This is a genomic window from Streptomyces sp. 63XJN7_1_ISO-PGPR-S23-121, assembly GCF_056173025.1.
In genome coordinates this window covers 4,128,490-4,154,991 of sequence record NZ_CM149653.1, presented here as the reverse complement: position 1 = coordinate 4,154,991, position 26,502 = coordinate 4,128,490, and the positions used below count along the sequence as shown (strand labels likewise).

General features: G+C 73.4%; 22 protein-coding genes and 1 pseudogene. 16 read left to right on the top strand and 7 right to left on the bottom strand.

Translation table 11 applies throughout. From position 1 onward, the window contains the following. Positions 1-290 precede the first annotated feature (290 nt). Positions 291-1,283, top strand: a complete 993-nt coding sequence (locus tag AC0VYN_RS18535) for an Acg family FMN-binding oxidoreductase (protein WP_475536915.1) — start codon at positions 291-293, stop codon at positions 1,281-1,283. Positions 1,284-1,289: 6 nt separating this feature from the next. On the opposite strand, the gene AC0VYN_RS18530 is transcribed toward AC0VYN_RS18535, so the two are convergent. Continuing rightward, positions 1,290-1,889 (bottom strand): sigma-70 family RNA polymerase sigma factor, encoded by a 600-nt coding sequence (locus tag AC0VYN_RS18530; protein WP_475531821.1) that lies wholly within the window; start codon positions 1,887-1,889, stop codon positions 1,290-1,292. A gap of 79 nt (positions 1,890-1,968) precedes the next feature. Here AC0VYN_RS18530 and AC0VYN_RS18525 point away from each other — a divergent pair, with 79 nt between their 5' ends. The 4 genes and pseudogenes from AC0VYN_RS18525 to AC0VYN_RS18510 all read left to right on the top strand — a co-directional run bounded on the left by AC0VYN_RS18525 (position 1,969) and on the right by AC0VYN_RS18510 (position 8,271). Next, entirely contained in the window at positions 1,969-2,799 is an 831-nt protein-coding gene (locus tag AC0VYN_RS18525) for an alpha/beta fold hydrolase (RefSeq protein ID WP_475531820.1), read from the top strand. A gap of 281 nt (positions 2,800-3,080) precedes the next feature. Next, positions 3,081-4,652: a bifunctional aminoglycoside phosphotransferase/ATP-binding protein gene (locus AC0VYN_RS18520; protein WP_475531819.1), complete on the top strand. Its 1,572-nt coding sequence runs from the start codon at positions 3,081-3,083 to the stop codon at positions 4,650-4,652. A gap of 169 nt (positions 4,653-4,821) precedes the next feature. Continuing rightward, entirely contained in the window at positions 4,822-7,152 is a 2,331-nt protein-coding gene (locus AC0VYN_RS18515) for a heavy metal translocating P-type ATPase (RefSeq protein WP_475531818.1), read from the top strand. A 246-nt stretch (positions 7,153-7,398) separates the two neighbouring features. Beyond that, a pseudogene (locus tag AC0VYN_RS18510) lies at positions 7,399-8,271 on the top strand (universal stress protein). Between the two features lie 78 nt (positions 8,272-8,349). Here AC0VYN_RS18510 and AC0VYN_RS18505 read toward each other — a convergent pair. Then, a complete protein-coding gene (locus AC0VYN_RS18505) occupies positions 8,350-9,015 on the bottom strand; it encodes a CBS domain-containing protein (RefSeq protein ID WP_475531817.1) in 666 nt (221 codons plus the stop codon). Then, on the bottom strand, positions 9,015-9,476 hold the full coding sequence (locus tag AC0VYN_RS18500; RefSeq protein ID WP_475531816.1) for a cyclic nucleotide-binding domain-containing protein: 462 nt from the start codon (positions 9,474-9,476) through the stop codon (positions 9,015-9,017). Before AC0VYN_RS18500 ends, AC0VYN_RS18505 begins: the two co-directional genes overlap by 1 nt. Before the next feature lie 423 nt (positions 9,477-9,899). Here AC0VYN_RS18500 and AC0VYN_RS18495 point away from each other — a divergent pair, with 423 nt between their 5' ends. The 10 genes from AC0VYN_RS18495 (at position 9,900) to AC0VYN_RS18450 (ending at position 21,922) form a co-directional block, all read left to right on the top strand. Further along, the gene (locus AC0VYN_RS18495) at positions 9,900-10,763 is read left to right on the top strand and encodes a universal stress protein (RefSeq protein WP_475531815.1); all 864 of its coding nucleotides are present in this window, start codon (positions 9,900-9,902) and stop codon (positions 10,761-10,763) included. 78 nt (positions 10,764-10,841) lie between these two features. Further along, positions 10,842-11,348 carry a flavodoxin domain-containing protein gene (locus AC0VYN_RS18490; protein ID WP_475531814.1) on the top strand — a complete coding sequence of 169 codons (507 nt, stop codon included), beginning with the start codon at positions 10,842-10,844 and terminating at the stop codon, positions 11,346-11,348. Between the two features lie 217 nt (positions 11,349-11,565). Beyond that, positions 11,566-14,253, top strand: a complete 2,688-nt coding sequence (gene ppdK / locus AC0VYN_RS18485; RefSeq protein WP_475531813.1) for a pyruvate, phosphate dikinase — start codon at positions 11,566-11,568, stop codon at positions 14,251-14,253. 122 nt (positions 14,254-14,375) lie between these two features. After that, on the top strand, positions 14,376-15,086 hold the full coding sequence (locus AC0VYN_RS18480) for a helix-turn-helix domain-containing protein (protein WP_475531812.1): 711 nt from the start codon (positions 14,376-14,378) through the stop codon (positions 15,084-15,086). Between the two features lie 147 nt (positions 15,087-15,233). Further along, positions 15,234-15,656: a DUF6003 family protein gene (locus tag AC0VYN_RS18475; RefSeq protein WP_475531811.1), complete on the top strand. Its 423-nt coding sequence runs from the start codon at positions 15,234-15,236 to the stop codon at positions 15,654-15,656. Between the two features lie 264 nt (positions 15,657-15,920). Continuing rightward, positions 15,921-16,259, top strand: coding sequence for an STAS domain-containing protein (locus AC0VYN_RS18470; protein WP_475531810.1), 339 nt, complete (start codon positions 15,921-15,923; stop codon positions 16,257-16,259). Between the two features lie 168 nt (positions 16,260-16,427). Then, positions 16,428-16,844, top strand: coding sequence for a hypothetical protein (locus tag AC0VYN_RS18465; RefSeq protein WP_475531809.1), 417 nt, complete (start codon positions 16,428-16,430; stop codon positions 16,842-16,844). A 76-nt stretch (positions 16,845-16,920) separates the two neighbouring features. Next, a complete protein-coding gene (locus AC0VYN_RS18460; RefSeq protein WP_475531808.1) occupies positions 16,921-17,388 on the top strand; it encodes an SAM-dependent methyltransferase in 468 nt (155 codons plus the stop codon). Between the two features lie 145 nt (positions 17,389-17,533). Then, positions 17,534-18,181 (top strand): hypothetical protein, encoded by a 648-nt coding sequence (locus AC0VYN_RS18455; RefSeq protein ID WP_475531807.1) that lies wholly within the window; start codon positions 17,534-17,536, stop codon positions 18,179-18,181. A gap of 111 nt (positions 18,182-18,292) precedes the next feature. Next, positions 18,293-21,922, top strand: a complete 3,630-nt coding sequence (locus tag AC0VYN_RS18450; protein ID WP_475531806.1) for a hydantoinase B/oxoprolinase family protein — start codon at positions 18,293-18,295, stop codon at positions 21,920-21,922. A gap of 126 nt (positions 21,923-22,048) precedes the next feature. Here the strand turns inward: AC0VYN_RS18450 and AC0VYN_RS18445 are convergent, their stop codons facing one another. Next, a complete protein-coding gene (locus AC0VYN_RS18445) occupies positions 22,049-22,312 on the bottom strand; it encodes a DUF1876 domain-containing protein (protein ID WP_475531805.1) in 264 nt (87 codons plus the stop codon). Positions 22,313-22,526: 214 nt separating this feature from the next. On the opposite strand from AC0VYN_RS18445, the gene AC0VYN_RS18440 reads away from it, so the two are divergent. Next, a complete protein-coding gene (locus tag AC0VYN_RS18440; RefSeq protein ID WP_475531804.1) occupies positions 22,527-23,201 on the top strand; it encodes a CBS domain-containing protein in 675 nt (224 codons plus the stop codon). A gap of 15 nt (positions 23,202-23,216) precedes the next feature. Here AC0VYN_RS18440 and AC0VYN_RS18435 read toward each other — a convergent pair whose 3' ends face one another. From AC0VYN_RS18435 to AC0VYN_RS18425, 3 genes are read right to left on the bottom strand one after another with little or no spacing between them, the layout of a single operon-like run. Then, complete coding sequence (locus tag AC0VYN_RS18435; RefSeq protein WP_475531803.1) at positions 23,217-23,600, bottom strand: STAS domain-containing protein; 384 nt, start codon at positions 23,598-23,600, stop codon at positions 23,217-23,219. A gap of 24 nt (positions 23,601-23,624) precedes the next feature. Then, on the bottom strand, positions 23,625-24,734 hold the full coding sequence (locus tag AC0VYN_RS18430; RefSeq protein ID WP_475531802.1) for a cobalamin B12-binding domain-containing protein: 1,110 nt from the start codon (positions 24,732-24,734) through the stop codon (positions 23,625-23,627). Beyond that, positions 24,731-26,350 carry a PP2C family protein-serine/threonine phosphatase gene (locus AC0VYN_RS18425; protein ID WP_475531801.1) on the bottom strand — a complete coding sequence of 540 codons (1,620 nt, stop codon included), beginning with the start codon at positions 26,348-26,350 and terminating at the stop codon, positions 24,731-24,733. The genes AC0VYN_RS18430 and AC0VYN_RS18425 overlap by 4 nt, the downstream gene beginning before the upstream one ends. Positions 26,351-26,502: the final 152 nt, after the last annotated feature.

The following is a 26,502-nucleotide window of genomic DNA, read 5'->3' as shown; positions in this document are numbered from 1 at the left end:
CGTGCGCCGGACCGGTTCTCAGCGTCGCCCGCCCCCGGCCCGGCGGAAGGGCCGGCCGGCCGTCGGCACCGGGCCGCTCGGCCCATGCCTCGCCCGTCCCGGCGGCGGGATCCTGGTGTGCGACGGGGTCCGGCCACGCCCACCGGCCGAGACCCTCCGACGTCGTCAACGTCCAGAAGCGCGAAGTCCTGGAGGACGTCATGGAACACCCCGAGACGTACCCGGACCTGACGCAGCACTCGGACACCCGGCGCACCCACCCCCACCGGCCGGGTCACGAGGAGGGCCCCGTGGCCCGGGCCGAACTCGACGCGAATACGGTGACCAGGCTGGTCGCCGACGCCACCACCGCCCCGTCCATGCACAACGCCCAGCCGTGGCGCTTCCGCTTCGTGGCCGACGAGCGCCTCCTGCTGCTGCGTGCCGACCCGGAACGGAGCATGCCGCGGTCCGACCCCGGGAACCGGGCGCTGCACATCGGCTGCGGCGCGGCCCTGTTCAACCTGCGTGTCTCCGCCGTGCACGCCTCTCTGGTGCCGCGGACCCGCCTGCTGCCCGACCCGAACGACCCGCTCCTGCTGGCGGCCGTGCGTCTGGCCGATCCGACGCACGCTCCGCGGCAGAAGGACCTGTGGCGGCTGTACCCGGCCGTCCCGCAGCGCCGCACCAGCCGCCACCCGTTCTCCGAGGAGGACGTCCCCGAGGGTGTCCGGCTCGCTCTGGAGGACGCGGCGGCCCGGGAGGAGGCGGTCCTGCTCTTCCCCGGACGCTGGCACACCGACACCGTGCTCGACCTGGTCCACGACGCCGAGAGCCGCGACCTGATGCACCCGGAGACCAACGAGGACCTGGTGCGCTGGACGAGGCTGGGCAGCGAGGCGGACACGGCCACCGACGGCGTCCCCGAGTACGCCTTCGGCCCGCTCAAGAAGGACGGCAAGGCCCCGGTGCGCGACTTCTCCGGGCGCAGGCCGGTGGCCGACCGGGGCAGTATGGCCTTCGAGCACACTCCGCACCTGGCCCTGCTCAGTACCCGCGGCGACGGCCCCGCCGACTGGCTGAGGGCCGGCCAGGCACTGGAGCGCGTCCTGCTGGAGGGCACCCTGGCCGGTCTGTCCACGTCGTTGACCTCGCACCCCCTGGAGGACCGGGGGCTGCGCCTGCTGGCACGCGATCCGGGTTCGGGTGTCGGTCACGTGCAGATGGTGCTCCGTCTGGGGTACGGGCCGAAGGGGCCGGCCACACCCCGCCGGCCGGTGGGGGACGTACTCGCGTTCACCTGACGCGGGTCAGGAGTCGTCTCGGAGCGCGTCGCGCTGGATCTGGTGCGCGAGGGCACGGCGCACGGAGGCCGACGCGGTGGCGGTGACGTTCGCGGGGACGTCGAGACCGCGACTGATCGCGTCGTAGGCGTCCCGGTAGCCGCCGGGCATCTCCGCCCGGTGCAGCATCAGGTCCGCTTCGACGAGGCGACGCAGCTCGTCGACGTTCTGAGGCGTGAACCGCTTCTTCCCCCGGGCGAGGGCGTGGACGTAGCGCGTGCAGCGGGCGGTGTCGTAGTTCTCCGAGATCTCCTCGGCGAGGCCCCAGAGGCGTCCTTCGAGCCAGGGCACGTCCTGCTGGTCGAGCGAGAGCTTCGCCGGGGGCGCCGGGTCGCCCGTCCTGTGCTTCGCCACCTGCTTGGAGACTGCGGGCTGACTCATGTCGGTGAGCCGGGCGATCCTTTCCTGCGTCCAGCCGAGATCGGCGAGCAGCCCGATCATCTCGGCGCGCAGCCTGCGCATCTCCTCGCCCGCGCGAATGACCTCGTTCATGCCGGCGAGCATCCGTTCGGCCTGTTCCTCGGTCAACGTCCCGAGGTTTCCGGGTGTGTCCTCCACGTGCGTCACAGCTCGGTTATATACCCCGGCGGCGCCGTCGCACATAACCGGGTTGTACAACTCGGTTATGGGTGGCAGGATCCGCGGCATGCCCACCTTCTCCGCACCCGACGGAACCCGGCTCGCCTACCGCGTGACCGGAGACGGCGACCCGCTGGTCTGCCTCCCGGGAGGTCCGATGGACTCCCGCTACCTCGGCGACCTGGGCGGCCTGTCCGCGCACCGCCGGCTGATCGTCCCGGATCTGCGCGGCACCGGCCGTTCCGCGATCCCCGAAGACACCTCGTCCTACCGCTGCGACCGCCTGGTCGACGACGTCGAGGCGCTCCGTGAACACCTCGCCCTCCCCCGGATGGACCTGCTCGGCCACTCCGCCGGCACGAACATCGCGACGCAGTACGCGGCCCGGTACCCGGCCCACGTCGGCAAGCTCGCCCTGATCGGTCCCAGTCCCCGGGCCGTGGGCATCACCGTCAGCGGGGAGACGCGGCGCGAGCTGGCGAGGCTTCGTGCGGACGAACCGTGGTTCCCCGACGCGTTCGCCGCCCTGGAGGCCGTCGCGGCGGGCACGGGCAGCGACTGGGAAGCCCTCGCCCCCTTCTTCTGGGGCCGTTGGGACGCCGCGGCACGGGCCCACCAGGCGTCCAGCCGGCCGGAGAACGAGGAGGCTGCCGCCCTCTTCGCGGCCGAGGGCGCCTTCAGCCCCGAGGCCACGCGTGCGGCGCTCGCCGGATACGAGGCTCCCGTGCTGCTGCTCGCCGGAGAGTTCGACCTGAACAGCCCGCCCCGGTCGACGGCCGAGTTCGCGGCACTGTTCCCCGACGCCACGCTCGTGGTCCAGCCGGGAGCGGGCCACTACCCCTGGCTCGACGACGCCGGCCGGTTCGTGACGACCACCGAGGCGTTCCTGACCGGATGACCCTCCCCTCGCGGCCGGATCCGGTGCGCGCCTGCCGGCGACCCCGCCGGGCTGGCCGCATCACCGGTCCGGCCGCACCGCGAAGGAGAGACTGCCGTCCGACCGGACGCCCACGAGCCCTGAACGGCCACCCCGGGGCACTCCCCGCCGTCGGTGACGTCCGCATGCGTCAACCACGCGCATGCGGTACTCCTCGAAGGGAGAACGCACCATCCCGGCACAGCGGAGGCTGCCTGTGATGTCGTCCTGGTCGGCCGACGCGACCGCGGGAGCGGTGCCCCATGACTGAGCCGGGGCGCCACGAGGACCCTGTGCGCCCACCGCACCCGCCCGTCTCCGCCGGCCGGCGTGACGGTGACGTACCGGAGCGTGCGGACGCCCGTGAGACGCACACCGCGATGCTCTTCTTCGCGGGGGACCGCGTGTACAAGCACAAGAAGCCGGTGGACCTCGGCTTTCTGGACTACACCACGCCGGCGTCCCGCCGTGCGGCCTGCGAGCGCGAGATCGAGCTCAACCGGCGGTTCGCACCGGACGTGTACCTGGGGCTGGGCGAGCTCCGCACCCCGGGCGAGGAAGAGGCCGAGCCACTCGTCGTGATGCGGCGCATGCCCGCCGGCCTGCGCCTCGCGCATCTGGTGCGGACCGGGGCTCCCGTCGACAGCGCCCTGCGGGCCGTGGCCAGACAACTCGCCGTATGGCACGCCGCCGCGCCCCGCGGCCCCGTCATCGCCGAACAGGGCACGCGGGAGGCCCTGTCCTCGCGCTGGGAGGCCGGCTTCGCGCAGGTCGCCGCCCTGGCCGACGAGGGCCCGGCACTGGACGGCACGGCGGAGACCGAACGGCTGGTCCGCCGCTATCTGGCGGGCCGCAAGCCGTTGTTCGACGCCCGCATCGAGCAGGGGCGCGTGGTCGACGGGCACGGGGACCTGCTCGCCGACGACATCTTCTGCCTCGACGACGGACCGCGGATCCTCGACTGCCTGGAATTCGACGACCGTCTCCGCCATGTCGACGGCCTCGACGACGCCGCGTTCCTGGCCATGGACCTCGAACGACTCGGCGCCCCCGAGTCCGCGGCGTTCTTCCTGGCCCAGTACGGCGAATACTCCGGGGACCCCGCGCCGCCCTCCCTGTGGCACCACTACGTCGCCTATCGCGCCTTCGTCCGCGCCAAGGTCTCCCTGATCCAGGCCCGGCAGGGTGCGCCCGGCGCGCAGGCGGTGGCACAACGGCTCGCCGCCATGGCGCTGCGCCACCTGCGCACCTCCGTCGTCCGGCTGACGCTCGTCGCCGGACTGCCCGGCAGCGGAAAGTCCACGCTGTCCGGCGCGCTGGCCGACCGGCTCGGCGCCGTACTGCTCAGCAGCGACCGCCTGCGCAAGGAAATGGCGGGGCTCCCCGCCGAGCAGCCCGCCGCCGCCGGCTACGGCGAGGGCCTGTATTCGCCCGAGTGGACGGCCAGGACCTACGCCGAGCTGCTCGACCGCGCGGGGGCCCTCCTGCTCCGGGGCGAGTCCGTGGTGCTGGACGCCACGTGGATCGACTCGGCCCAGCGCGAGAGAGCACTGCGGACGGCCGAACGCACCAGCGCCGACCTCGTGGCCCTGCACTGTCACGTTCCCGAGGAGACGGCGGCGGCCCGCCTGAGCACACGCGCCCCCGGCGCGTCCGATGCTGACCCCGGCGTGGCCGGCGACATGGCGGCCAGGGAACAGCCGTGGCCCGAGGCGGTCGCGGTCGACACCAGCGGCTCACTCGAGTCCGCGGTCGCACAGGCGTTGGCAGCCGTCCGGCCCTGGGGATCGGATCAGGCGAAGATCCTCCGCCGCCCCTACATGGAACCGGACTGAGCAACGGTCCGCTCCGCAGGACCGTGCACCCGTCCGCCGTGCCGGCCTCCACGCTGCTGTCCGACCGGCCCTCGCGGAGGGCCGGTCGTCCCCTGCCGCCGGGACCGCGCGCCGCGTTGTGATGGAAGGAGCGGCTCGACGCCGCCGCGCCGTACGGACCGAGGTGCCCATGAACCTCTCCCTCCCCGTGACGCGACTGCGCCGCTCGACGGCGGCGCGGTCGGTCCCGCGGCTCGAGGCCGGCCTCCTCGCCGTCACGGCCACGGCTCTCGTCGCGGGCGGCATCGCCCGGCTCGCCGGCGCGGCGGGCCTCGCGGACCTCTTCTGGGGGCTGGGCACCGTGTCGGCCGCCGTCCCCGCCGTGGTGTGGGTGGTGGCCGCGCTGCGGCGCGGGCACGCGGGCGTCGACCTGATCGCCGTACTGGCGCTCGGCGGCACCCTGGCGGTCGGTGAGTATCTGGCCGGGGTCCTGGTCGCGTTCATGCTGGCCACCGGCCGCACCCTGGAAGAGGCCGCCCAGCGGCGCGCGTCCCACGATCTGCGTGCGCTCCTGGCACACGCGCCGCGCTCGGCCCGCCGCCGCACCGACGGCAAGGTGACCACGGTGCCGCTGGGCGAAATCACCGCCGGAGACCTGCTGGTCGTCGGACCCGGTGAGGTGGTCCCGGTAGACGGCCGCGTCGAGAGCGCCGCCGCCGTCCTCGACGAGTCGGTGCTCACGGGCGAGGCCCTTCAGGTCGTACGGCAACGGGGTGAGGGAGTCCGCAGCGGCGCCGTGAGCGCCGGCGGCGCCTTCGAACTGCGCGCCACCGCCACCGAGCGGGACAGCACCTACGCCGGCATCGTGCGCCTGGCACAGCAGGCCGGGGCGGAGGCCGCGCCGGTCGTGCGGCTGGCGGACCGGTACGCCGCCCGGTTCCTGCCCCTGACCCTCGCCGTGGCGGCACTGGCGTGGCTGCTCAGCGGCTCCGCGGTGCGCGCGGTCGCCGTCCTCGTGGTCGCCACCCCCTGCCCCCTGCTGCTGGCGGCACCGGTCGCCGTCGTCTCCGGTCTCTCCCGCGCGTCCCGTCTCGGCGTGGTCGTCCGCGACGGCGGCGCGCTGGAGAACCTGGGCCGCGCCCGCACCCTCCTGCTGGACAAGACGGGAACCCTGACCCGGGGCCGTCCCAGCGTCCTGGACGTCACGGCCGCTCCCGGCCGCACGGCGGCGGAAGTCCTCCGGACGGCGGCCTCGCTCGACCAGTACTCCCCCCACGTACTGGCCCGGTCCATCGTCGATGCCGCGCGGGAGCGCGACCTGGAGTTGTCGGTGCCGGCGGACGTCACCGAGGAACCCGGCCGCGGGGCCGGCGGCACCGTCGACGGCCACCGCGTCTTCATCGGACGCACCGGCACCGCCCGGGCGCGGCCCGCCTGGGCCGAAGCGGTCGACAACCGCGCCCTGCTCGACGGAGCGGCCGTCGCATGGCTCACCGTCGACGGGCGCCTGGCCGGCGCCGTGCTGCTGCGTGACCCCGTGCGCAGCGACGCTCCCCAGGCCCTGCGCCGGCTCCGGTCGGCCGGCATCGAGCGTCTGCTGATGCTGACGGGCGACCGGGCGGAACCCGCGCAGGAGGTCGCGGCCGTGCTCGGCCTCGATGGCGTCCACGCCCAACTCGGCCCCGCCGACAAGGTCGCCGCCGTGCGGGCCGAGCGTGAACGCGCCGTCACCGTGATGGTCGGAGACGGCGTCAACGACGCACCGGCCCTGGCCGCCGCGGACATCGGCGTCGCCATGGGTGCCCGAGGCTCCACGGCCTCCTCCGAGGCCGCCGACATCGTCCTGACCACCGACCGCGTCGACCGCCTCGCCGACGCCGTCACCGTCGCCCAGCGGTCGCGCCGCATCGCCGTGGAGAGCGCCCTCGGCGGCATGCTGCTGTCGTTGGCCGCCATGGCCGCGGCCGCCGTCGGTCTCCTCCCGCCCGCGACCGGCGCGCTGCTGCAGGAGGCCATCGACGTCGCCGTCATCCTCAACGCCCTGCGGGCCCTGCGCCCCGGGCGGGCCGGGCGGCCGGCCCTCACGCCCTCCACCGAAGCGCTCATCCACCGCTTCGCCGCGGAGCACGACGATCTCCAGGACGTGCTCCAGTCGGTCCGCGACGCCGCCGACCGCCTCTCCGGCACTCCGGGCCCGGCGGCCCTCGCGGCCGTCGAGGAGGCGCACCGACTGCTCACCGAACGGCTGCTGCCGCACGAGTACGCCGAGGAGCACCAGCTCTACCCGGCCCTCGCCCCGGCTCTGGGGGGTCCCGAGGCGACCGCCACCATGAGCCGGGCCCACGCCGAGATCGGACGCCTCTCCCGCCGCATCGCCACCCACCTGGAACTGGCTCGCGCGGCCGGCGGCCTGGCCGGCGAGCAGACGGACGACCTGCGTTCCTGCCTCTACGGCCTGAGCACCGTGCTGCGCCTGCACTTCACCCAGGAGGAGGAGAACTACTTCTCCCTGGCTCCGTGACGCGGCCCGCGGCGGTCGGTCCCGGCGCCGCGGGGATGCCGGGACCTTTGGCCGTGGCGCGGGCCCCGGAGGACCCGCGGCCCGACCGGCCGGAACCACCGGTGCGGCAGCCCGGGGCTGTGCGGGCGGACGGACAGGGCCCATCGGCCCGGATCGGGGCCGAAACACCCAAGCCGCGCCACGGCCACGGTGGGAGCCTGACGGAAGGTGCCCCGTGCTGCTCTCCGCGCAGCCCGACGAAAGGTGGTGGGGACGGTGGAGTTCCCGCTGGTCGTAGGAGTTGATGGGTCCACCGCGAGCTACGCCGCTCTCGACTGGGCGGTGGACTGCGCCGCCCGGCACGGACTGCGGCTGCACCTGGTGTACGGCTCCCTCTGGGAACGCTACGAAGGCGCCGTCCCCTCCGGCCTCGCCCGGCCGTCGGGACAGGTGATGGCCGAGAACGTCGTCGCCGTCGCCGCCGAACGCGCCGGCCGTCGCAGCCCGGAGGCGAAGATCACCACCGAGGTGGTCCCCGAAGACCCCGCGCACGCCCTGCTGGAGCGGGGCCGCGACGCGTTCGCCGTGGTGACCGGTTCACGCGGCCGTGTGAGATCCAGGGCCTGTTCCTCGGATCGGTGGGTCTGGCGGTGGCCGCGCGGGCCACCTGCCCGGTCGTCGTGGTCCGTGGCGACCAGGCCGGCCTGGCGGGCTCCCATCGGCGGATCCTCCTCGGCGTGGGTGACGCGGAGGCCGGCGACGAGGCCGTCCGGTTCGCCTTCCGCGAGGCCGAGGCGCGCGACTGTGCCCTCGACGCCGTCCGCGCCTGGCGGCGGCCGGCCGGACAGGACGCCGGCGGAACGGCCGGCCCCACGGACACGGACGCGGAGAGGGCGGCGGCCGCGCTGGACGCCGCACTGCGCGAGGCGGAGGCCGCCCATGCGACGGTGAAGGTCCGCCGCAGCACCGTGGAGGGACCCGCCCGCTCGGTGCTGCTCCACCGGTCGGCGGCCGCGGATCTCGCCGTCATTCGGCGCCCGGCGTCGCCGTGAGCCCGTCGGGCTGCAGTTGAGCCGGGTGGCGCACACACTGCTGCACCACGCCGACTGTCCGGTCGCGGTCGTCCCGCACGTCGAGTGACCCGGGCCCCGGTGCGTGCCCCGTCGCCGAAGGAGCTCGGGGCTCCCGGCCGCGGGGACACGCGCCGGGCCGGTGTCCTCACCCGCTCGGGCCGTCGGCTCCCGACAACTCGAACCGCACGTCCACCACACCCTCGACGGCGCGTGCCAGCCGGGCCGCCACCGGCACCAGCGCCCGGTCCCGCACCCGGCCCCCGAGCCGTACGACCCCGTCGTCCACCCGCACGGACACCGATGAGTCGGGAAGCGGGAAGAGGTGGGCCACGATTTCTCGCCGTACCTGCTCGGCGATGTCCTCGTCGTCCCGGAGGAACACCTTCAGCAGGTCGGTGCGGCTGACGATGCCCACCAGCCGGCCCGTGCCGTCGACGACGGGCAGACGTTTGACGTGGCCCCGGGCCATGATCCGCGCCGCCAGGGCGAGAGTGGCGTCCGGGGGCACGGTGAGCGCGGGAGACGTCATCGCCTCCTCGGCCGTCACCGATCCGGCCTTGGCCAGGTCGGCCAGCCGCCGCATCTGGGTGGCCCGGTCGGGGTCGCTGTCGCGGAACTCCTCCTTGGGCAGCAGGTCGGCCTCCGAGACGATCCCCAGGACCCGGCCCGAGCCGTCCACCACGGGCAGAGCGCTGACCCTGCGGTCGCGCAGGGTCCGCACGATGTCCTTGAACGCCGCCGCCCCGCCCACGGTGGCCACCTCCCGTGTCATCACGTCACCGACGACGTGCGGGACACCGGCCGGGATCATCACAGGCTCCCGCTGCCGTGGGGCGCGTACAGGTCGAGCAGGTGGGTGCGTGCCGCGTGCAGCCGGCGGGTGACGACACCGCCGACCCACAGGGCGACGTTCATGCCGAGGTCGGTGTCCTCACGGCACATCTCCCGCACCCGCGCGGCGTCGAACTCGAAGGCGCGTACCGGCGTCACCGCCTCCGCGCCCAAGTGCCACACGTGCGGCGGGTACAGCCACGACCAGCCCACGAGCTCCTGGTGCCCGAGTGACTCCACGACAGCGGCCCGCCGGCCCGGGACGCGCAGGTCCAGGTCGACCGTGCCGGTCCGGATGATCCAGAACCGGTCGGCACGACCGCCCTCCTCGAAGAGGCGGGCGTCCTGGGGGAACGCCGTCTCGTGGGCCGCCTCGAGCAGCCGCTGCCGGTGTTCGGGGGACAGGGCACGCTGCAGCATCGTGGTGAGGGGAGCGTTCATGGCACGCCTCCGGAAGGGTGACGGGAGTACCACCACCAGTCTGGACAGTGTCACCCGAGCGGCCCATGGGCCGCTCGGTCCCCGGCCCGGCCCGACCGGCGGCCGCGTCCGTCCGCCCGGGGCCGGTCGGTCGCCACCCGGGACCTGCGGCCCCTGGAGACCTGAGGCAGGGTGCTGCGAGGCTGGAGACAGGTGTCCGGCGAAGGGATCGATCATGGTCCGAACTCTCGTGGCAGGCCGGGACGGTCCCGCGGAGAGCCGCGCAGTGGCCTTGAGGGCCACGCGTGACACGCGGGTGGAGCCCGTGCACGTCCGCACCGTGGGCGGCCACGCGTTCCGTCCGCTGCCCGCCGACGCCGGGGCGTCGCGCGGGCCGGGCGGCTCCCGCGCCCCCGTCGGCCCGGGCGCCGGGCGGTGAGCGCCGTGAAACTGCCTGTCGTCGTGGGCGTGGACGGTTCCGAGGCCAGTCTTCGCGCCGCGGAGTGGGCGGCCGACGAGGCCACGCTGCGCGGACTGCCCCTGCGCATCGTGTACGCGTCGCTGTGGGAGCGGTACGAGGGCACGGACCTCGCCGAGGACCTGGCCAAGCCGCCGGAGGAGGTGCGTGCCCAGGACATCGTCGACACCGCCGCGCGGCGGGCCGTACGCCGCCGGCCGGATCTTGGGGTGACCACCGGCATCCTGCCTGAGGAGGCGGAGCGCGCCCTGGTGGGGGAGGGGCGCAACGCCTCCCTGCTCGTCGTCGGCACCCGCGGCCGCGGCGGCCTCACCGAGCTCCTGCTCGGCTCGGTCAGCCTGGGCGTCGCCGGGCATGCCGACTGCCCGGTGGTCGTACTCCGCGGCAGTCACGACAACCAGGCCGGACGCGCCGTGCGGGGGCGGGTCGTCGTGGGCATCGGCGAAGGCGCCGCCGACGCGGCCGTGGTCCGCTTCGCCGCCGAGGAGGCGCTGCGGCGCGGTGTCACGCTGGACGCCGTGCGCGCGTGGCGGCGCCCCGCGCACGAGACGGCGGATCCGACGACGGGAGAGCCGGCCGGGACGCACGAGCGGGAGGCGGCCGAGGTCCTGGACGCCGCGCTGGCGGGTGTCCCGCCCGAGGTGCGGGTCCACCGGCACGCGGTGGAGGGGCACGCCCGGAGCGTCCTGGAGGCCGCGTCCCGCGAGGCCGACCTGCTGGTCGTGGGAACGCGGATCCACCGTGGTCAGTACGGGCTCCAGCTCGGCCGGGTGACGCTGGCGGTACTGCACCACTCCACCTGCCCTGTGGCCGTCGTGCGGCACATGTGACGCGCCGACGGGACCGCAGGCCGCCGCGCACGCCGGTGGCGCGGCCAGGGGCCCGGAAGAAACGGGACGGAGACGGCAATGAACAGGAAGGTACTGGTCGCCTACGGGACGACCAACGGATCGACCGCACGGATCGCGGAGACCGTGGCCGATGTCCTCCGCAAGGAGGGCACGACCGTGGACACCGCGCCCGCCGCATCGGTCGACGACGTGACTCCCTACGACGCTGTCGTCATCGGCGGTGCCCTGTACGCGGGGCGCTGGCACAAGGACGCCCGTCGTTTCGTCCGGCGGCACCGGCGCGCGTTGTCGGAGCGTCCGGTGTGGCTGTTCAGCAGCGGGCCGCTGGATCCGTCGGCCTCGGAACGGGACATTCCCCCGGTGCCGGGGGTACGGCGCGTCGTGGCGTGGATCGACGCCCAGGAGCACGTCACCTTCGGTGGCTGCCTGGAGGAGGGGGCCGACGGGTTCGTCGCCCGGATGATCCTGCGGAACGGAAGGGGAGGCGACTTCCGTGACTTCCCCGCTATCGAGCGGTGGGCGGCGCGGGTCGCCCGGGAGATCGGGACCCCGGTGAAGACCTGACCCACCCCGGCGAACGGCCTCCGCGCCGCGGCCTCCCCCTGCCGTCGGCGCGGCCCCGCCGGACACAGGGCCGAACGTCCCTGGCGCGGGCCCGGCGGCCCATGGTGACGCGCGGTCGTGGCGCACGAGACTGGAAACCGGGCCGCACCACTGATCCCGCGGCCCGCCATGCGCGTTGCCGCACGGGCGTCGCCTCCGACGAGCGAGGGCCGATCGCATGACCACTCCCACGAAGTACGTGTACACCTTCGCCGAGGGCAGCCGGGACATGGCCGCGCTGCTCGGTGGCAAGGGAGCCGGACTGGCCGAGATGACCCGCCTGGGACTTCCCGTGCCGCCCGGCTTCACCGTGACCGCCGATGCCTGCCGTGTCTATCTGGCCACCGGTCAGGAGCCTGCCGACATGGGCGTGCAGGCCGCGCACGCCCTGGCCGAGCTTGAGAGGGCCATGGGACGGTCACTGGGCAGCCCCGACGACCCCCTGCTGGTGTCCGTGCGTTCCGGCGCCCGGTTCAGCATGCCCGGGATGATGGAGACGATCCTCGACATCGGCCTCGGCGACCGCTCGGTCACCGGGCTCGCCAAGGTGTCCGGCGACGAGCGGTTCGCCTGGGACTCCTACCGGCGGCTCGTGCAGATGTTCGGTCACACGGTGATGGGCGTGGACGGCGAGCTGTTCGACCGGGCCCTGGCGGCACACAAGGCACGCAGGGGAGTGTCCGACGACCCGGACCTCGACACCGGCGAACTGATGCTGCTGACCGACGAGTACAAAAACATCATCCGCGCGCGGACCGGCCAGGAGTTCCCGCAGGACCCTGCCGAGCAGCTGGCCCGGGCGGTCCGCGCCGTCTTCGACTCCTGGAACGTCGAGCGGGCCCGGATCTACCGTCGGCGCGAACACATCCCGGACGATCTCGGCACCGCCGTCACCGTCCAGGCCATGGTGTTCGGCAACCTGGGCCACGACTCCGGTACCGGCGTGGCGTTCACCCGCGATCCCGCCACCGGCGAACGGGGCGTGTACGGCGACTACCTGCCCGACGCGCAGGGCGAGGACGTCGTCGCCGGCGTCCGCGACGCCCTGCCGCTCGCCGAGCTCGGGCGGCTCGCCCCCCGCGTGTACACCGAACTCGGTGATCACATGCGCACCCTGGAGGACCATTACCGCGACCTCTGCGACATCGAGTTCACCGTGGAACGCGGGAAACTGTGGATCCTGCAGACCAGGGTCGGCAAGCGCACCGCCGAGGCGGCCTTCCGCATCGCCCACGACCTGCGCCGGGAGGGCGCCATCACCGCGGGCGACGCCCTGCACCGGGTCGGCGGCACCGCACTGACCCGGTTGATGTTCCCCCGCTTCGACACCGGTCCCACCGACATCCCGCTCGCCCGCGGTGTGCCCGCCTCCCCGGGAGCGGCGGTCGGCGTGGCCGTGTTCGACTCCGCGGAGGCGGTACGCCGTGCCGCGGCGGGCGACCGGACGGTGCTGGTGCGCCGGGAGACCACCCCCGACGACCTGCCCGGAATGATCGCCGCGCAGGCGGTGCTCACCAGCCGGGGAGGCAAGACCAGCCACGCGGCCGTCGTGGCCCGCGGCATGGGCAAGGTGTGCGTCTGCGGTGCCGAGGAACTCACCGTGGACACCGAGGCGCGGCTCTTCACCACCTCCTCCGGCGTCACCGTCCACGAGGGCGACACCGTCTCCGTCGACGGCACCGCCGGCACGGTGCACCGCGGCGCCCTGCCGCTCACGGCCTCGGACGTCGGCCGTGCCCTGCACTCCGGAATCGCGACCGACCCGCTCACCGAAGCGGTCCTGACGACGCTGACCCACGCCGACGGAGTGCGCCGCCTCCAGGTGCGCGCCAACGCCGACACCCCCGAGGACGCCGCCCGGGCGCGGGCGTTCGGCGCCCAGGGCATCGGTCTGTGCCGCACCGAGCACACGTTCCTCGGCGAACGCCGGGCACTGGTCGAAAGCATGATCCTGGCACCCGACGACACCGCGCGGGACGCCGCCCTGGCCGCCCTGCTGCCCCTGCAGCGGGCCGACTTCACCGGCATCCTCGCGGCGATGGACGGCCTGCCGGTCACCATCCGGCTGATCGACCCGCCGCTCCACGAGTTCCTGCCGGATCGCGTCGACCTCGCCGTCCGCCTCGCCCGTGCCGCGCACCCGGACCCACGCGACCGGGCCCTGCTCGACGCCGTCGAGCGCATGCACGAAGAGAACCCGATGCTGGGCCTGCGCGGGGTGCGGCTCGCCCTGACCGTGCCGGGACTGATGGCCATGCAGGTGCGGGCGATCGCCGAGGCGGTGGTGGACCGGCTGCGCGACGGCGGACGGCCGTACGCCGAGATCATGGTCCCGCTCGTCGGAGCCGTCGAGGAACTGCGCCTGGCGCGGACCGAGACCGAGCGGGTGCTCGCCGAGGTGGCCGCGGAGACCGGGACACCGCTCACGTGCCCGATCGGCACGATGATCGAGCTGCCCCGTGCCGCCCTCACCGCCGGGCGGATCGCCGAGGCGGCCGACTTCTTCTCCTTCGGGACCAACGACCTCACGCAGACCACCTGGGGACTGTCCCGCGACGACGCCGAGGCGTCCTTCTTCCCGCGCTATCTGGAGAGGGGTGTCTTCCCGGTGTCCCCGTTCGAGACGATCGACCGGGACGGCGTCGGCCGGCTCGTGGAACTGGCCGTGGCCGAGGGGCGTGCGGCCCGCCCCGGCCTGGGGACGGGGATCTGTGGTGAGCACGGGGGAGACCCGGACTCGATCCACTTCTTCCACCGCGCCGGCCTGGACTACGTCTCCTGCTCGCCCTTCCGAATTCCGGCGGCCCGACTGGAGGCCGGGCGGGCCGCTCTGCCGGATTCCGCGGACGCGAGCGACATCCGGTGACCGGCGAGGTACCGGGACGGGCACCGGCACCGGCCCGTGACATCGGCGACGGCTCCGCGCTGGCGGAACGGCGGACCGTCTGCTCCCCTGAGAACAAGCCGGATGAAGTGGGGTGAACCGTCGTGCAGGGCGATCGGGACCGGACCGGACCTGCGGCCGACGCCTCCTCCCGGGGCGACGGGGGCGACAGCATCGCCACCCGTATCGCGCTGCGGCGGGAACAGCTGGGGATGTCCCGCGCGGAGGTGGCCGTGCGGGCCGGGATGTCGACGGCCTATCTGCGCCAGGTCGAGGAGCTGGCGACCGGCTTCGACCCGGGCGCGCTGAGGAGGCTCGCCGCCGTGCTGGACATGCCGTACGAGGAGCTGACGACCGGCCGCCGCGACGCACCGCAGGGGCGGGGCGGGCCGACCGCCCACCCGGTCCTGATGCGGCTGTCCGAGCAGGAGTGCTGGCAGCGGCTGGGCACGCACGGCATCGGCCGCATCGCCCGCACGACCGACACGGCCGGCGGGGCCCCGCTGGTCGTGCCGGTCAACTTCCTGGTGGACGCACGGAGCGTCGTCTACCGCACGGACCCGGCCGGTGCTGCGGCGGTCCGCGCCGGGACGCGGGTCGCCTTCGAGGCCGACCACGTCGACGAGGCGACCGGCCTGGGCTGGAGTGTCCTGGTGACGGGCACCGCGGAGCACCCCGCCGATCCCGACGCCCTCGACGCCCTGTCGCGGCGTCACGGGTCGACGCCGTGGGCCGGGGGCCGGCGCGACCTGTGGATCCGCGTCCTGCCGCACAAGGTGAGCGGCCGCGTCATCCGGCCGCTGGAGGAGCGCTAGGGCCGCCGGTCCGGAAGGCGTGGAACACGGTCCGCCGAACACCCGCACGACCGGTGACACTCCGGAACGAACGCGCCGGTGAGACCGCCCTCGGTGGGTACAGGGAAGGCCTGCGGACCCGACCCGTCTCCCTGTGAGGAACCGAGAATGACCGACGACGCCTACCTCGTCCTGCTGAACGGCCCGGCCCAGGCCCTCGGGACACCGCCCACGGCTCTGGGGGATCTGGCCTGCATGCAGACTCCCGCCGTACGCGCCTGGCTCGACGCGCAGGGCGTCACCGCCACGTCCCCCGCTCTGCGGCTGCTGCCGCCGGAGGAGACACAGTCCATCCCCGAGGGCGCCGAGCGGCTGCCCGTTCCCCTCGGTGAGGAGGAGCTGAGCCTTCTGCGCCACCATGCCGCTCCTGAGAACGTCGCCCGGCTGGAGGAGGAACTGCTCGCCTACCGGTCGCAGACGGACGGCCGTGAAGCGCTGCTCACCCGGGCGCTGGCAGCGGGCGTGCCGGCGCACCGCATCGCGGAACTGACCGGCGAGGACCTGGCCGCCGTAAAGGCGGTCGCCCACTGACGCCGCCGCGACACGGTGACACCCCGGGCCGACGGAATGGCAATTGTTGCTAATTGTCTGTTCTGGCACTGTCCGGGGTTGACTGCTGTGGGAGGATGGCCGGACGAGAGTCTGACCGGTGCCCTGCTGGACCTGCGGGAGCCGTTTCACGGGCCCGGGCATCGCCCCCATCACGGGCAGCCGGGCCCGCCATTGCCGCCGAATGGCCCGAGAGGCAACCCTCGGCGTTTGCGGACTCGTCCGACCCCCGAAGGGGGGCGCACGATGCTCGTTACCGTCGCGATCGACGACACCGCCGCTGTTCTCACTCCTCCCGGCGACATCGACGCCGATGCCCTGCCCGGCCTGCTCGCCGCCGTCCGCGAACTCCCGGCGTCCGTCACCACGGTGACCTGGGACCTGCGGCACGTCGGCTTCATGGACGCCGCCGGGCTGCGTCTGCTCACCGGGCAGCGGCAGGACTGCCGCACCGCGAGCCGCACCCTGACCGTCACCGGCCTGGGATGGCAGCCCCTGCGCCTGCTGGATCTGGCGGCCCAGTGCGTCCCGGACGGGCTGTGGGAGGACTTCCGGCGGTCCGCCGCGCCGACGAACGCCGCCTGAGGGTTCCGCGCCGCCCTGCGACGCCGCCCCGACCGATCCCGGCGCCCCGACGGGCGCCGGGACCGGCGTCCTCCCACCGTCCCCGCCCGCGCCCCGTGCGGCACGGCGATCCTGGGCCGGTCCGAAAATCACGGCGGTCCCCGGACCCCGCCGCGTACCCTCGGCCCTGTGCCCCGCCATCCGAACAAGCCCCGCCGGCTCGTCGCCGACGGACGGACCTACCTGTGGACCCTGCGCCACAGCCACCGTGTCCTGGACGGCAGTGGTCGCCCCCGATGCCGGCAGATCCTCACGCTGTACCAGGACGACGCGGACGCCGGCGGCGCGCTGCGCATCGTGTTCGCCGAGGGGCCGGGCCGGTACGTGCCGGGCGGCTACCCCCTGGGATCCGGGGACGTCGGGTTCACCAGGGGAGGCTCGATGAACCTCCATGAACCCGGAGCCGTCCGGGCCCTGCTCGACGCGGCGGTCGCACGAGGCCGGCAGCCGGAGGGCCGACGGACGCTGGAGATCGACGGCTGGTCCCTGCTGAAGGCGGCGGTAGCAGCGCAGGCTGCCGCGAGGACCGGCCCCGCGGACGCGTGAGGCGCGCGACGAGGCCTCACGGGCCGCGTCGACGGACTCGATGCCGACGTGGAAGCGTCGGGGATAGCCTCTGGCCATGCCGAGCTTCGAGATCACACCGATAGGTACGGTCCGGAACGAACGGACGGACGTCCAGCACACGGACAACTGGGGTGCCGTCCGCAGCACCATCACCGTCGACGAGCGCTTCGGCGACGCCTGCCTCCAGGGCCTGGAGGGTTTCTCGCACGTGGACGTCCTCTTCATCTTCGACCAGTTCCCGGACCGCGACGACCACCGTGAACCCCGGCCCTCCCGCGGCCGCCCCGACCTCCCTCCCGTCGGTATCTTCGCGGGCCGCGGTCCCCGCAGGCCGAACCGCATCGGGGTGACGTCCTGCGCCATCGAATCCGTCCGAGGCCGCGAACTCACGGTGGTGGGCCTCGACGCCGTCTCGGGCACCCCGGTCATCGACCTGAAGCCGACGATGGAGGAGTTCCTTCCGGTGAACGTCAGACAGCCGGAATGGGTCGGCCGCCTCATGTCGGAGTACTTCCGGCCGTAGGACGCCGAACCGGTCGCCCCGTTCCTCCGCACCGAGCGATCGGGCCCGGCGGGAGAATACTGGGTAGTGAGCGGCGCGGGAGCGGACGTTGTCCGGCGCTCCTCCGGAAGGCGCGCCGGACAGGCGTTCTCGCGAGGAGGTCAAGGTGGAGCATCGCACCGCTGACCTGGCAGGTACCCGGACGGGCCGGGAGACGGGCGGAGTGCCGGCGCTCCTGCTCAAGGCGTACGACGCCCTGCGCGAAGCGACTCGCCTCGTCACGGTGCCGGAAGACGCCGAGACCGAGATCCGGGTGACGTCGTACGCCAGGAGCCTGTCCGCCCTGTGGAGAGAGACGGAGGACATCACGTCCCTGGCGCTGGGGGGCCCGTCCCGGGAAGCGGACCGACGCTCCGTCCTGGCCGCGCTGTACGTGCGGGGCGACACGGGACGCATGGCCCTCCTGATCGAGCAGGTCGGCGACATCGCCGTGGGGCGGAGGGCACAGCCGCTCGCCGAGCCCGTCAGGGCGCCGGTGCGGGAACTCGGCGATGCCTGTCTGCACCTCATGGCCCAGGCTCACGACGTCCTTCGGCTGTCCGGCCCCCCGGCTGTGCTGGACCAGGGTCTGGCGGACATCACCGCACGTCAACGTCGCCTGAGCCGAGCGCTGCTGACGGACGACCTGGCCTGCTCCGTGCGGGATGCCGCGGATGCGGCGGTTCTGGGCCGATGTCACGAGGAGTGCGCCTGGCGGACCGTGGCCCTGGCCCGCACCGACCTGCAGGTGCGCGAGGCCGCCGCCCGCCGCTGATCCGACGACGAGCCCGGTCCGCGCATGATCATCTGGCGTCCTGGGGTGAATCGCTCATGCTGGGACGCAGGGGACGCGATGGCACCGGCGGTTCGGGAGGAGGACGCGGACATGCCCACCAGTGCCCTTTCCGGCTGGCGGTTCTGGATCGACAGAGGCGGCACCTTCACCGACGTCGTGGCCCAGGCGCCCGACGGCCGCATCCGGGCGCTCAAGCTGCTGTCCGAGGATCCCGGCCGCTATCGCGACGCAGCCGTCGAGGGCGTCCGACGCCTGCTCGGGCTGGTCCCGGGCGCATCGATTCCGGGCGATGCCATCCACAGCGTCCGCATGGGCACGACCGTGGCGACCAACGCCCTGCTGGAACGCGCCGGGGAACGCACGGCACTGGTGATCACGCGCGGTTTCCGTGACGCCCTGCGCATCGGCTACCAGAACCGCCCACATCTCTTCGCCAGGGAGATCCGGCAGCCGGAAGCCCTCTACGAACGCGTCATCGAGGTCGACGAGCGCGTCACGGCCGAGGGGGAGGTGCTGCGGCCGCCCGACGTGGACGCTCTCGCGAGCGAACTCGAGCGTGCGCACGCGGACGGCATCCGCGCGGTGGCCGTCGTCTGTCTGCACAGCGCGCTGCACCCCGCGCACGAGCGCGCCATCGGCCGGCTGGCCGCCTCCGTCGGCTTCGACCAGGTCTCCCTCTCCTCCTCGGTGGGGCCGCTCACCCGTCTCGTCCTGCGCGGCGACACCGCCGTCGTCGACGCCTACCTGTCCCCGGGGCTGCGCAGGTACGTGCACGACGTCTCCCGTGAGCTGGCCGGTGTCCGGCTCATGTTCATGCAGTCGAACGGCGGTCTCGCGGCGGCGGACCATTTCCGCGGCACCAACGCGGTGCTCTCCGGCCCGGCCGGCGGCATCGTCGGCATGGCCGGCCTGTCGCGGCAGGCCGGACACGACCGCGTCGTCGGCTTCGACATGGGCGGCACCTCGACCGACGTGTCCCACTTCGCCGGTGAGTTCGACCGGGTACCCGTCACCCGTATCGCCGGGGTCCGTCTGCAGGTACCGATGCTGGACATCCACACGGTCGCCGCGGGGGGCGGTTCGGTCCTGCGCTTCGACCACGGACGCTACCAAGTGGGCCCGGACTCCGCCGGGGCGCGCCCGGGCCCGGCCTGTTACCGCGCGGGCGGGCCGCTGACGGTGACCGACGCCAACGTCATGCTCGGACGCATCCCGCCCGCCCACTTCCCGCACGTCTTCGGTCCCGACGGCGACCAGCCGCTCGACGAGAGCGTCGTGCGGCGGAAATTTACCGAGCTCGCGGCCCGGATCCGCGGGGCCACCGGTGACCGGAGAACCCCCGAGGAGGTGGCCGAGGGCTTCCTCCAGGTGGCGGTCGCCAACGTCGCCGCCGCCGTCAAGCGCATCTCCGTGCACCGCGGCCACGACGTGCGCGCATACGCTCTGACGTCCTTCGGCGGGGCCGGCGGCCAGCACGCGTGCGCCGTCGCCGACGCGCTCGGTATCCGCACCGTTCTCGTGCCGCCGCTCGCCGGCGTGCTGTCCGCCCTCGGTATCGGGCTGGCCGACGTCACGAGCGTGCGCGAGCAGTCGTCGGAACTGATCCTGGACGACGCCCACATGGACGAGATCCGCGCGGCCGCGGACCGGCTCGAGGCCGGCGCCCGGGCGGAGCTGGCCGACCAGGGGACGCCGGACGAGCGGGTGCGCATCACCCGGACGGCGCGCCTGCGCTACGACGGGACCGACACGTCCGTCACCGTACCGCTCGGTGGGGCCGGCGAGATGGCGCGGACGTTCACCGAACGGCACCGCGCGCTCTACTCGTTCCTGCTGGAGCGCCCGGTCGTGGTCGAGGCCCTCTCCGTCGAGGCCCGGGGACTGACCTCCCGGCCCGACCTCGGCCGCCTCGGGGGCGAGGGCACGCCGTACGACGAGGCGACCGCACCCACGACCCGCCTCCACCTCGCGGGCGAGTGGCGGACCGTGCCGCTCAGGGAGCGTGAGCGGCTGCGCCCCGGAACGGTGGTGCGAGGGCCCGCCGTGATCGCCGAGGACAACGCGACCACCGTCGTCGACCCCGGCTGGCAGGCCGCTGTCACGGAAGGCGGCCACCTCCGCCTGACCCGGACGGCCGCCGTGACCCGGGACAGGGTCCGGACCGAAGCCGACCCGGTCCTGCTCGAGATCTTCAACAGCCAGTTCGTCTCCGTAGCCGAACAGATGGGCGCCAGGCTCGCGGCCACGGCCCAGTCCGTCAACATCAAGGAACGGCTGGACTTCTCCTGTGCCCTCTTCGACCCCGAGGGCCGCCTCGTCGCCAACGCACCGCACATCCCGGTCCATCTGGGCTCCATGGGGACCGCCGTCCGCGAGATCGTCCGACGCCGCGCCGGAACCATGCGGCCGGGAGACGCGTACGCCGTGAACGACCCGTACCACGGGGGAACCCACCTGCCGGACGTCACCGTGATCACGCCCGTCTTCGGGGAGGCCGGCACTCCGTACGCCGGCCGGGTCCTGTTCCACGTCGCCTCCCGCGGGCACCACGCGGAGATCGGCGGTCTGACCCCCGGCTCGATGCCGGCCGGCAGCCGGCGCATCGAGGAGGAGGGCGTCCTGTTCGACAACTGGCTGCTGGTCCAGGACGGCCGTCTGCGTGAGGCCGAGACCCTGGACCTGCTCACCGGTGCGCCGTATCCCTCGCGCAGTCCGGCGACCAACCTGGCCGACCTGCGCGCCCAGGTGGCCGCCAACGCCAAGGGCGTCGACGAGGCCGGCCGGATGATCCGGCACTTCGGCCTCGACGTGGTGCAGGCGTACATGCGGCACGTGCAGGACAACGCCGAGGAGGCCGTCCGGCAGGCTCTCGGCACTCTCACCGGCGGGGCGTACCGGTACGAGACCGACTCCGGGGCCGTGATCGCCGTACGCGTCACCGTGGACCACGAGCGGCGCGACGCGACCGTCGACTTCACCGGGACCTCCCCGCAGCTCGGCTCCAACTTCAACGCGCCGACGTCCGTGGTCACGGCCGCCGTGCTGTACGTCTTCCGCACCCTCATCGCCCAGGACATCCCGCTGAACGACGGTTGTCTGCGGCCACTGAGCATCGTCGTCCCGCCGGGGTCGATGCTCGCTCCCGTTCCGCCGGCCGCCATCGTGGCCGGCAACGTCGAGACCTCACAGGCCGTGACCGGGGCGCTCTACGCCGCGCTGGGCGCCCAGGCGGAGGGCAGCGGCACCATGAACAACGTCACCTTCGGCAACGAACGCCACCAGTACTACGAGACGGTCGCCTCGGGCGCCGGTGCCGGCCCGGGATTCCACGGTGCCTCCGCGGTCCAGACGCACATGACCAACTCCTCCCTGACCGACCCGGAGATCCTGGAGATGCGCATGCCGGTGCTCGTCGAGGAGTTCTCCGTGCGCGGCGGCAGCGGGGGCGCGGGCCGTTGGCACGGGGGCGACGGCGTGGTGCGCAGGATGCGCTTCCGCGAGGCGATGACCATCAGCGTGCTGTCGGGGCACCGGCGGATCCCTCCCTACGGCATGGCCGGAGGGGAGCCGGGGGACCTCGGGCGTCACCACGTGGAACGGCAGGGTGCCGTCCTGCCCATGACGGGCTGCGGCTCCATGGCCGTACAGCAGGGTGACGTGTTCGTGCTGCTCACTCCCGGTGGCGGTGGCTACGGGCGACCGGACCCGTCCGGCTCGTGACGTCCCCGTGGGCCGACCCCGGCTCGATCACGCGCCCAGAACACCGGTGCCCGAGGCGCTGAGACCCGTGCGTGGTGCCCCGGCCGGGCACCACGCACGGTCGGCGGCGGGCACGCCGGCCCTTCGTCAGGCGTCCACCCGCCCCGTCAGCATGACGATGTCCTCGGTGGCCACGTCGTGCAGACGGACGGCCAGGTCCTCCAGAGCCCGGCAGGTGGCCAGCTCGTCGCCTATCTCCGGCACGGACCTGTCCAGGGGGTTGCGTCGTGCGACACCGTGACCGGTCAGCCGCGCCGTGTCCCGAGTGGCGAGCACCGCGCGAGCCCGTGTGTCGTCTCCGTCCTCGGTGATGTAGACCTGCACGGTCCACTGCTTCGCGTCCACGACCATCACTCCTCGCAGAATCGCTTCCTGCGTCCATTCTCCGCGCGATCCGGCCGCTGTCCCAGTGCCGGAAGGCCCCGCTCCGGGCACCGGAGGTCCCGGCAGCGGCGTATCCGACACCGTCAGGTCCTCGATCTCAGGTGCGTTCGCGCATTCGCCGCCCTCTCCCCAGAATGGTGCTGTGCCCAACGGCGGCCACGACCCGGACGGGAGAGCTGACATGCAGCACCGAACGGTGGCGGAACTCATGACCCGGAACGTTGTCAAGGCGCGGCGCGACCTGCCGTTCAAGGAGGTCGTCAGGCTGCTGGCGGAGAACGACGTCACCGCCGTGCCCGTGGTCGACGACCTGGACCGCCCCATGGGTGTGGTGTCCGAGGCGGACCTGCTGCGCAAGAGCGCCGACCAGGCCGACCCGTCGGGCAGGGTCCCCCTTCCTCACCTGGAGGCATGGGAGCGGGCCAAGGCCGAAGGCTCCCGCGCCGAGGAACTGATGTCGGCTCCCGCCGTGTGCGCGCGTCCGGAGTGGACCGTGGTGGAGGCCGCGCGCCTGATGGAGGCGCAGCAGGTCAAGCGGCTGCCCGTCGTGGACGAGACCGACCGGCTCCTCGGCATCGTCAGCCGGGGCGATCTGCTACGGGTCTTCCTGCGCCGTGACGACGCCATCCGCGACGAGATCACCGGGGACGTGCTGCGGCGCACGATGCGGCTCGCTCCCTCCGAGGTGACGGCCGAGGTGCGGGACGGGCGGGTCGACCTCAGGGGCTCGGTCGAGCAGAGAAGCCTGATCCCCGTCATCGAGCGGCTGTGCCGGAGCGTCGACGGAGTGGTCTCGGTCGCCGAGCACCTCGAGTACCGGACGGACGACGCGCGACCGTCCTCCAGCACCACCTGAGCCCAGGGGTGAGCCCTACGACTCGGACGTCGCTTCCGCGGAGGACTCCGTCGCCGACTCGTCCGGGTACGAAGTCGTCAGGTGCTCGTGGGTCCCGGTGATGTCGAGCAGGCGCCTCAGCGCCGGGCCGATGTTGTCCAGGTGGAAGCCGATGCGGTCCTGGCACGCCAGGCGGTGTGTCAGCAGCAGGATGAACAGCCCCGTGGAGTCGATCGTCCCCAGTTCCCGGCAGCCCAGCCGCAGTTCCCGCGCGTCCGGGTGCTCACGTACGGCCTGCTGGGCGATGCGGAGCGCCCAGTCGCCGTTGTCGTAGTCGAGGTCGCCGAGCAGGGCGAGGCGCACGGTGTGCGGATGCGTGGTCGGCTGAACCACAACGGGCGTGTCGGGCGAGACGGTCACGGTGTTCTTCCAGCGTTTCGAGGGTCAGTGGCCGGTGGTGAGGGCGGTCCGTCCGGCGTCGAGGAAACGTCGGGTGCGGGGGAAGTCGTGCAGCCGCTCCTCCAGCAGGTCCAGCACCGGCACCAGGGTGGGCGCCGGTACACCGCGGGCCGCGAGGATGTCGCCGGTCCAGGTGAGGAAGCTGGTGAAGAGGTCGGGGTCGTCCACGTACAGGGCGGCGGTGAGGAAGTCGACGATGTGTGAGATGTCCTCGGCGGTGCGTTCACGCTGCTCGTCGTCGTAGCCGGCCATGGCGGGAACGCGCTCTTCGAGGCGCTCGAAGGTCTCGCGCACCAGGTTGCGGGCGGACTCGGCGACCAGGGCGTATTCCTGGTCGGCCAGGTGCGGCAGAACTTCGAGTGTCCGGTGCGGCGGGCGAGGCCGGGGCAGGGGGCCGGCGGCCAGCCGGTCGGCGGCGGCGCGCGCATCGGGTTCCCAGGCGTCGGCGCCCAGCAGGCGGGCGTAGCGCCCGTCGGGCCCGAAGGCGAGACCGCCGACCATGACCGGTGTGCCGGCGGCCTGGACGGCGGTGATCGCGGCGTGGGCCAGGGGCAGCCGGGTGGACAGGGCGGCGGACAGGCAGACGGCGTCCGCTCCGGTGCGGTGGATATGGCTGATCAGGTGGGCGGTGGGGACCTGGGCACCGAGGTAGCCGACCTGCCATCCGCGCAGCCGCAGCGTCTCGGCGAGCAGGCGTGCGGGCAGCGCGTGCCACTCCTTGTCCACGCAGGCGACCGTCACCTTGCCGAGGAACTTCTGGGGGCGTTGCACGGGAAGAGCGGCGACGAGACGGTCGCTGATGGCCGTCGCGGCGTGTTCCTCGGCCACGCTCATGCGGTTGGCGGCCCACTCGATGCCCACCTTGTGCTGGACGGCGCCGATCACCTCGAGCAGGACCGTCTCCGCTTCCAGCCCGGCGTCCAGGGCGCCGGTGACGACGTCGAGCGCCGCGTACTCGTCCGCCGTCCGGACTGCCGTCCAGAGTTCGTCCGCCCAGGCCCCGGCACGCTCGTCGCCGAGGGCGGGGGCGAACCGGGCACCGACGCGATGCCTGGGGGGTCCGTTGCCGGGGCCGGGAGCCGGGATGTCCGTCATGCTGTGAATCTGCCCGGAGTCGTCCCGTTCGCGGCACTGACAAGTGCGCCGCGGCGGGCGGTGATGGCCAGCACCGCGATGTCGTCGTGGCGGCCGTCCCCGAGCCATTCGTCCACGAGCATCTGCACGCGCTCGACGACGGCCTGGCCGGGCATCCCGGCGCACTCGAGCAGGGCACGCCGCAGGCGTTCCTCCCCGAACATGGTGTCACCCAAGGGGCCGCCCCTGGCCTCGGTGACGCCGTCGGTGTACAGGAGGCAGGTGTCACCCGGCGCGAGCCGCACTTCGGCGGTCCGGGTGGTGATGCGCGGCAGGACACCGATCAGGGAGCCACCGGTGTCGGCCGCCTCCACCGTGCCGTCCTGTCGCACGATCAGCGGCGGGGAATGACCGGCGGCGGTCAGACGCAGCACCAGGTCGCGGTCCTCGCGGCGGGCGGAAGCCAGGACGAGGGTGACGAAGCGGGTGGAGTGACTGTTGCGCAGGGCGTTATTGAGCAGTCGCAGCATCTGGCCGTGGTCGCCGGCCATGGGCAGCAGGGCCTGCAGGGTGTTGCGGATCTTGCCGGTGAGGACCGCCGCCTCCAGGCCCTTGCCGGCCACGTCACCCAGCACGGTCAGGGACTCCGGGCAGTCCTCGCTCGCGGGGTGGACGTCGTAGAAGTCACCACCGATGCGCTCGGTGTCGACACTGGCCCGGTAGGCGGCGGCGAACTCGACACCTTCGACCTGCCGCAGAGGCGGCGGCAGCAGGTCGTGCATCAGGGTGTCGGTGATCGTGCTCTGCTCGGCGTACAGCCGTGCGGCGGACATCGCCGCGCCGGCCCGGGCGGCGAACAGGCCGACGAGGGCCTCCTCCGACTTGCTGAACGCGGCCTGTGGCGCCCGGCGCAGCAGGATCAGGGCTCCGGCCGGCACGCCGTGGCCGGGAAGAGGCGCGATCGTCAGTGAGCCGACCTCACCGAAGCCGTCGGGAACCAGCCACTCGGGAGCGGTGGCGGGGTCGATCCGGCGCGGAGGCGCGGGCGGGAAACCCCGCAGTGCCTCCGGCAGCCCCGGCACCTGCTGCACGGCACCGGGGACGGAGCCGTGGACCAGGCGTCCGTTCTGGTCGCAGAGGACCATGAGCAGTTTCATGGCGGAGGTCGGGGAGATGACCAGGACAGCGTCGGCCAGCCGGTCGGCCGCCAGGCGGGCGGTGACCTCCATGCACCGCTCCAGGTTCAGCGACGCCAGCAGGGCATGGGAGGCCTCGGCCAGGAAGTCCGTGCGTTCGCGTTCCGCCGCCAGTTCCTTCACCGTCGTCCGGTGGGCGGTCTCCTCGATCAGCCACCACGCGGTACTCCCGCCGGACAGGACGGACGGATGGGCCGAGAAGAACGCCTCTCCCACCGTGCCGCTGACCGGGCCGTTGCCCGGGTCGCGGTGCGCGGCGGCGAGCCAGTCCGGTGACAGCAGGGCTTCGCCGACGCGGGCGTGGGGCAGCAGAGCGCCCGCGGCACCGTTGAGCTCCACCACGTGCCCGGCCGCGTCCATGACGACCACGGGAAACGGGGAGGGGACGGCACCGACCACACTGGTGGTGCCGATATGGGAATCTTCCGGGGACGCTGACATGCGAGGGACACCTCCGAGGAGAACCCTCAAATTTCCTCAAGGGCGACACGGTCGCTATCCGACAACCGTCTCTCAGCGGGTGCCACGAACGCAACCACGGACCGCGGCCTTGTTCCGCCGCCCGGGGAGGGGTTCCCGCAGCGCACCGTGCC

Bases quoted from the DNA above. Each gene is read 5' to 3' on its own strand.
- AC0VYN_RS18525 (WP_475531820.1), top strand. From the start codon at position 1,969: ATGCCCACCTTCTCCGCACCCGACGGAACCCGGCTCGCCTACCGCGTG.
- AC0VYN_RS18520 (WP_475531819.1), top strand. From the start codon at position 3,081: ATGACTGAGCCGGGGCGCCACGAGGACCCTGTGCGCCCACCGCACCCG.
- AC0VYN_RS18515 (WP_475531818.1), top strand. From the start codon at position 4,822: ATGAACCTCTCCCTCCCCGTGACGCGACTGCGCCGCTCGACGGCGGCG.
- AC0VYN_RS18505 (WP_475531817.1), bottom strand. From the start codon at position 9,015: ATGATCCCGGCCGGTGTCCCGCACGTCGTCGGTGACGTGATGACACGG.
- AC0VYN_RS18500 (WP_475531816.1), bottom strand. From the start codon at position 9,476: ATGAACGCTCCCCTCACCACGATGCTGCAGCGTGCCCTGTCCCCCGAA.
- AC0VYN_RS18490 (WP_475531814.1), top strand. From the start codon at position 10,842: ATGAACAGGAAGGTACTGGTCGCCTACGGGACGACCAACGGATCGACC.
- ppdK (WP_475531813.1), top strand. From the start codon at position 11,566: ATGACCACTCCCACGAAGTACGTGTACACCTTCGCCGAGGGCAGCCGG.
- AC0VYN_RS18475 (WP_475531811.1), top strand. From the start codon at position 15,234: ATGACCGACGACGCCTACCTCGTCCTGCTGAACGGCCCGGCCCAGGCC.
- AC0VYN_RS18470 (WP_475531810.1), top strand. From the start codon at position 15,921: ATGCTCGTTACCGTCGCGATCGACGACACCGCCGCTGTTCTCACTCCT.
- AC0VYN_RS18460 (WP_475531808.1), top strand. From the start codon at position 16,921: ATGCCGAGCTTCGAGATCACACCGATAGGTACGGTCCGGAACGAACGG.
- AC0VYN_RS18450 (WP_475531806.1), top strand. From the start codon at position 18,293: ATGCCCACCAGTGCCCTTTCCGGCTGGCGGTTCTGGATCGACAGAGGC.
- AC0VYN_RS18445 (WP_475531805.1), bottom strand. From the start codon at position 22,312: ATGGTCGTGGACGCGAAGCAGTGGACCGTGCAGGTCTACATCACCGAG.
- AC0VYN_RS18440 (WP_475531804.1), top strand. From the start codon at position 22,527: ATGCAGCACCGAACGGTGGCGGAACTCATGACCCGGAACGTTGTCAAG.
- AC0VYN_RS18430 (WP_475531802.1), bottom strand. From the start codon at position 24,734: ATGACGGACATCCCGGCTCCCGGCCCCGGCAACGGACCCCCCAGGCAT.
- AC0VYN_RS18425 (WP_475531801.1), bottom strand. From the start codon at position 26,350: ATGTCAGCGTCCCCGGAAGATTCCCATATCGGCACCACCAGTGTGGTC.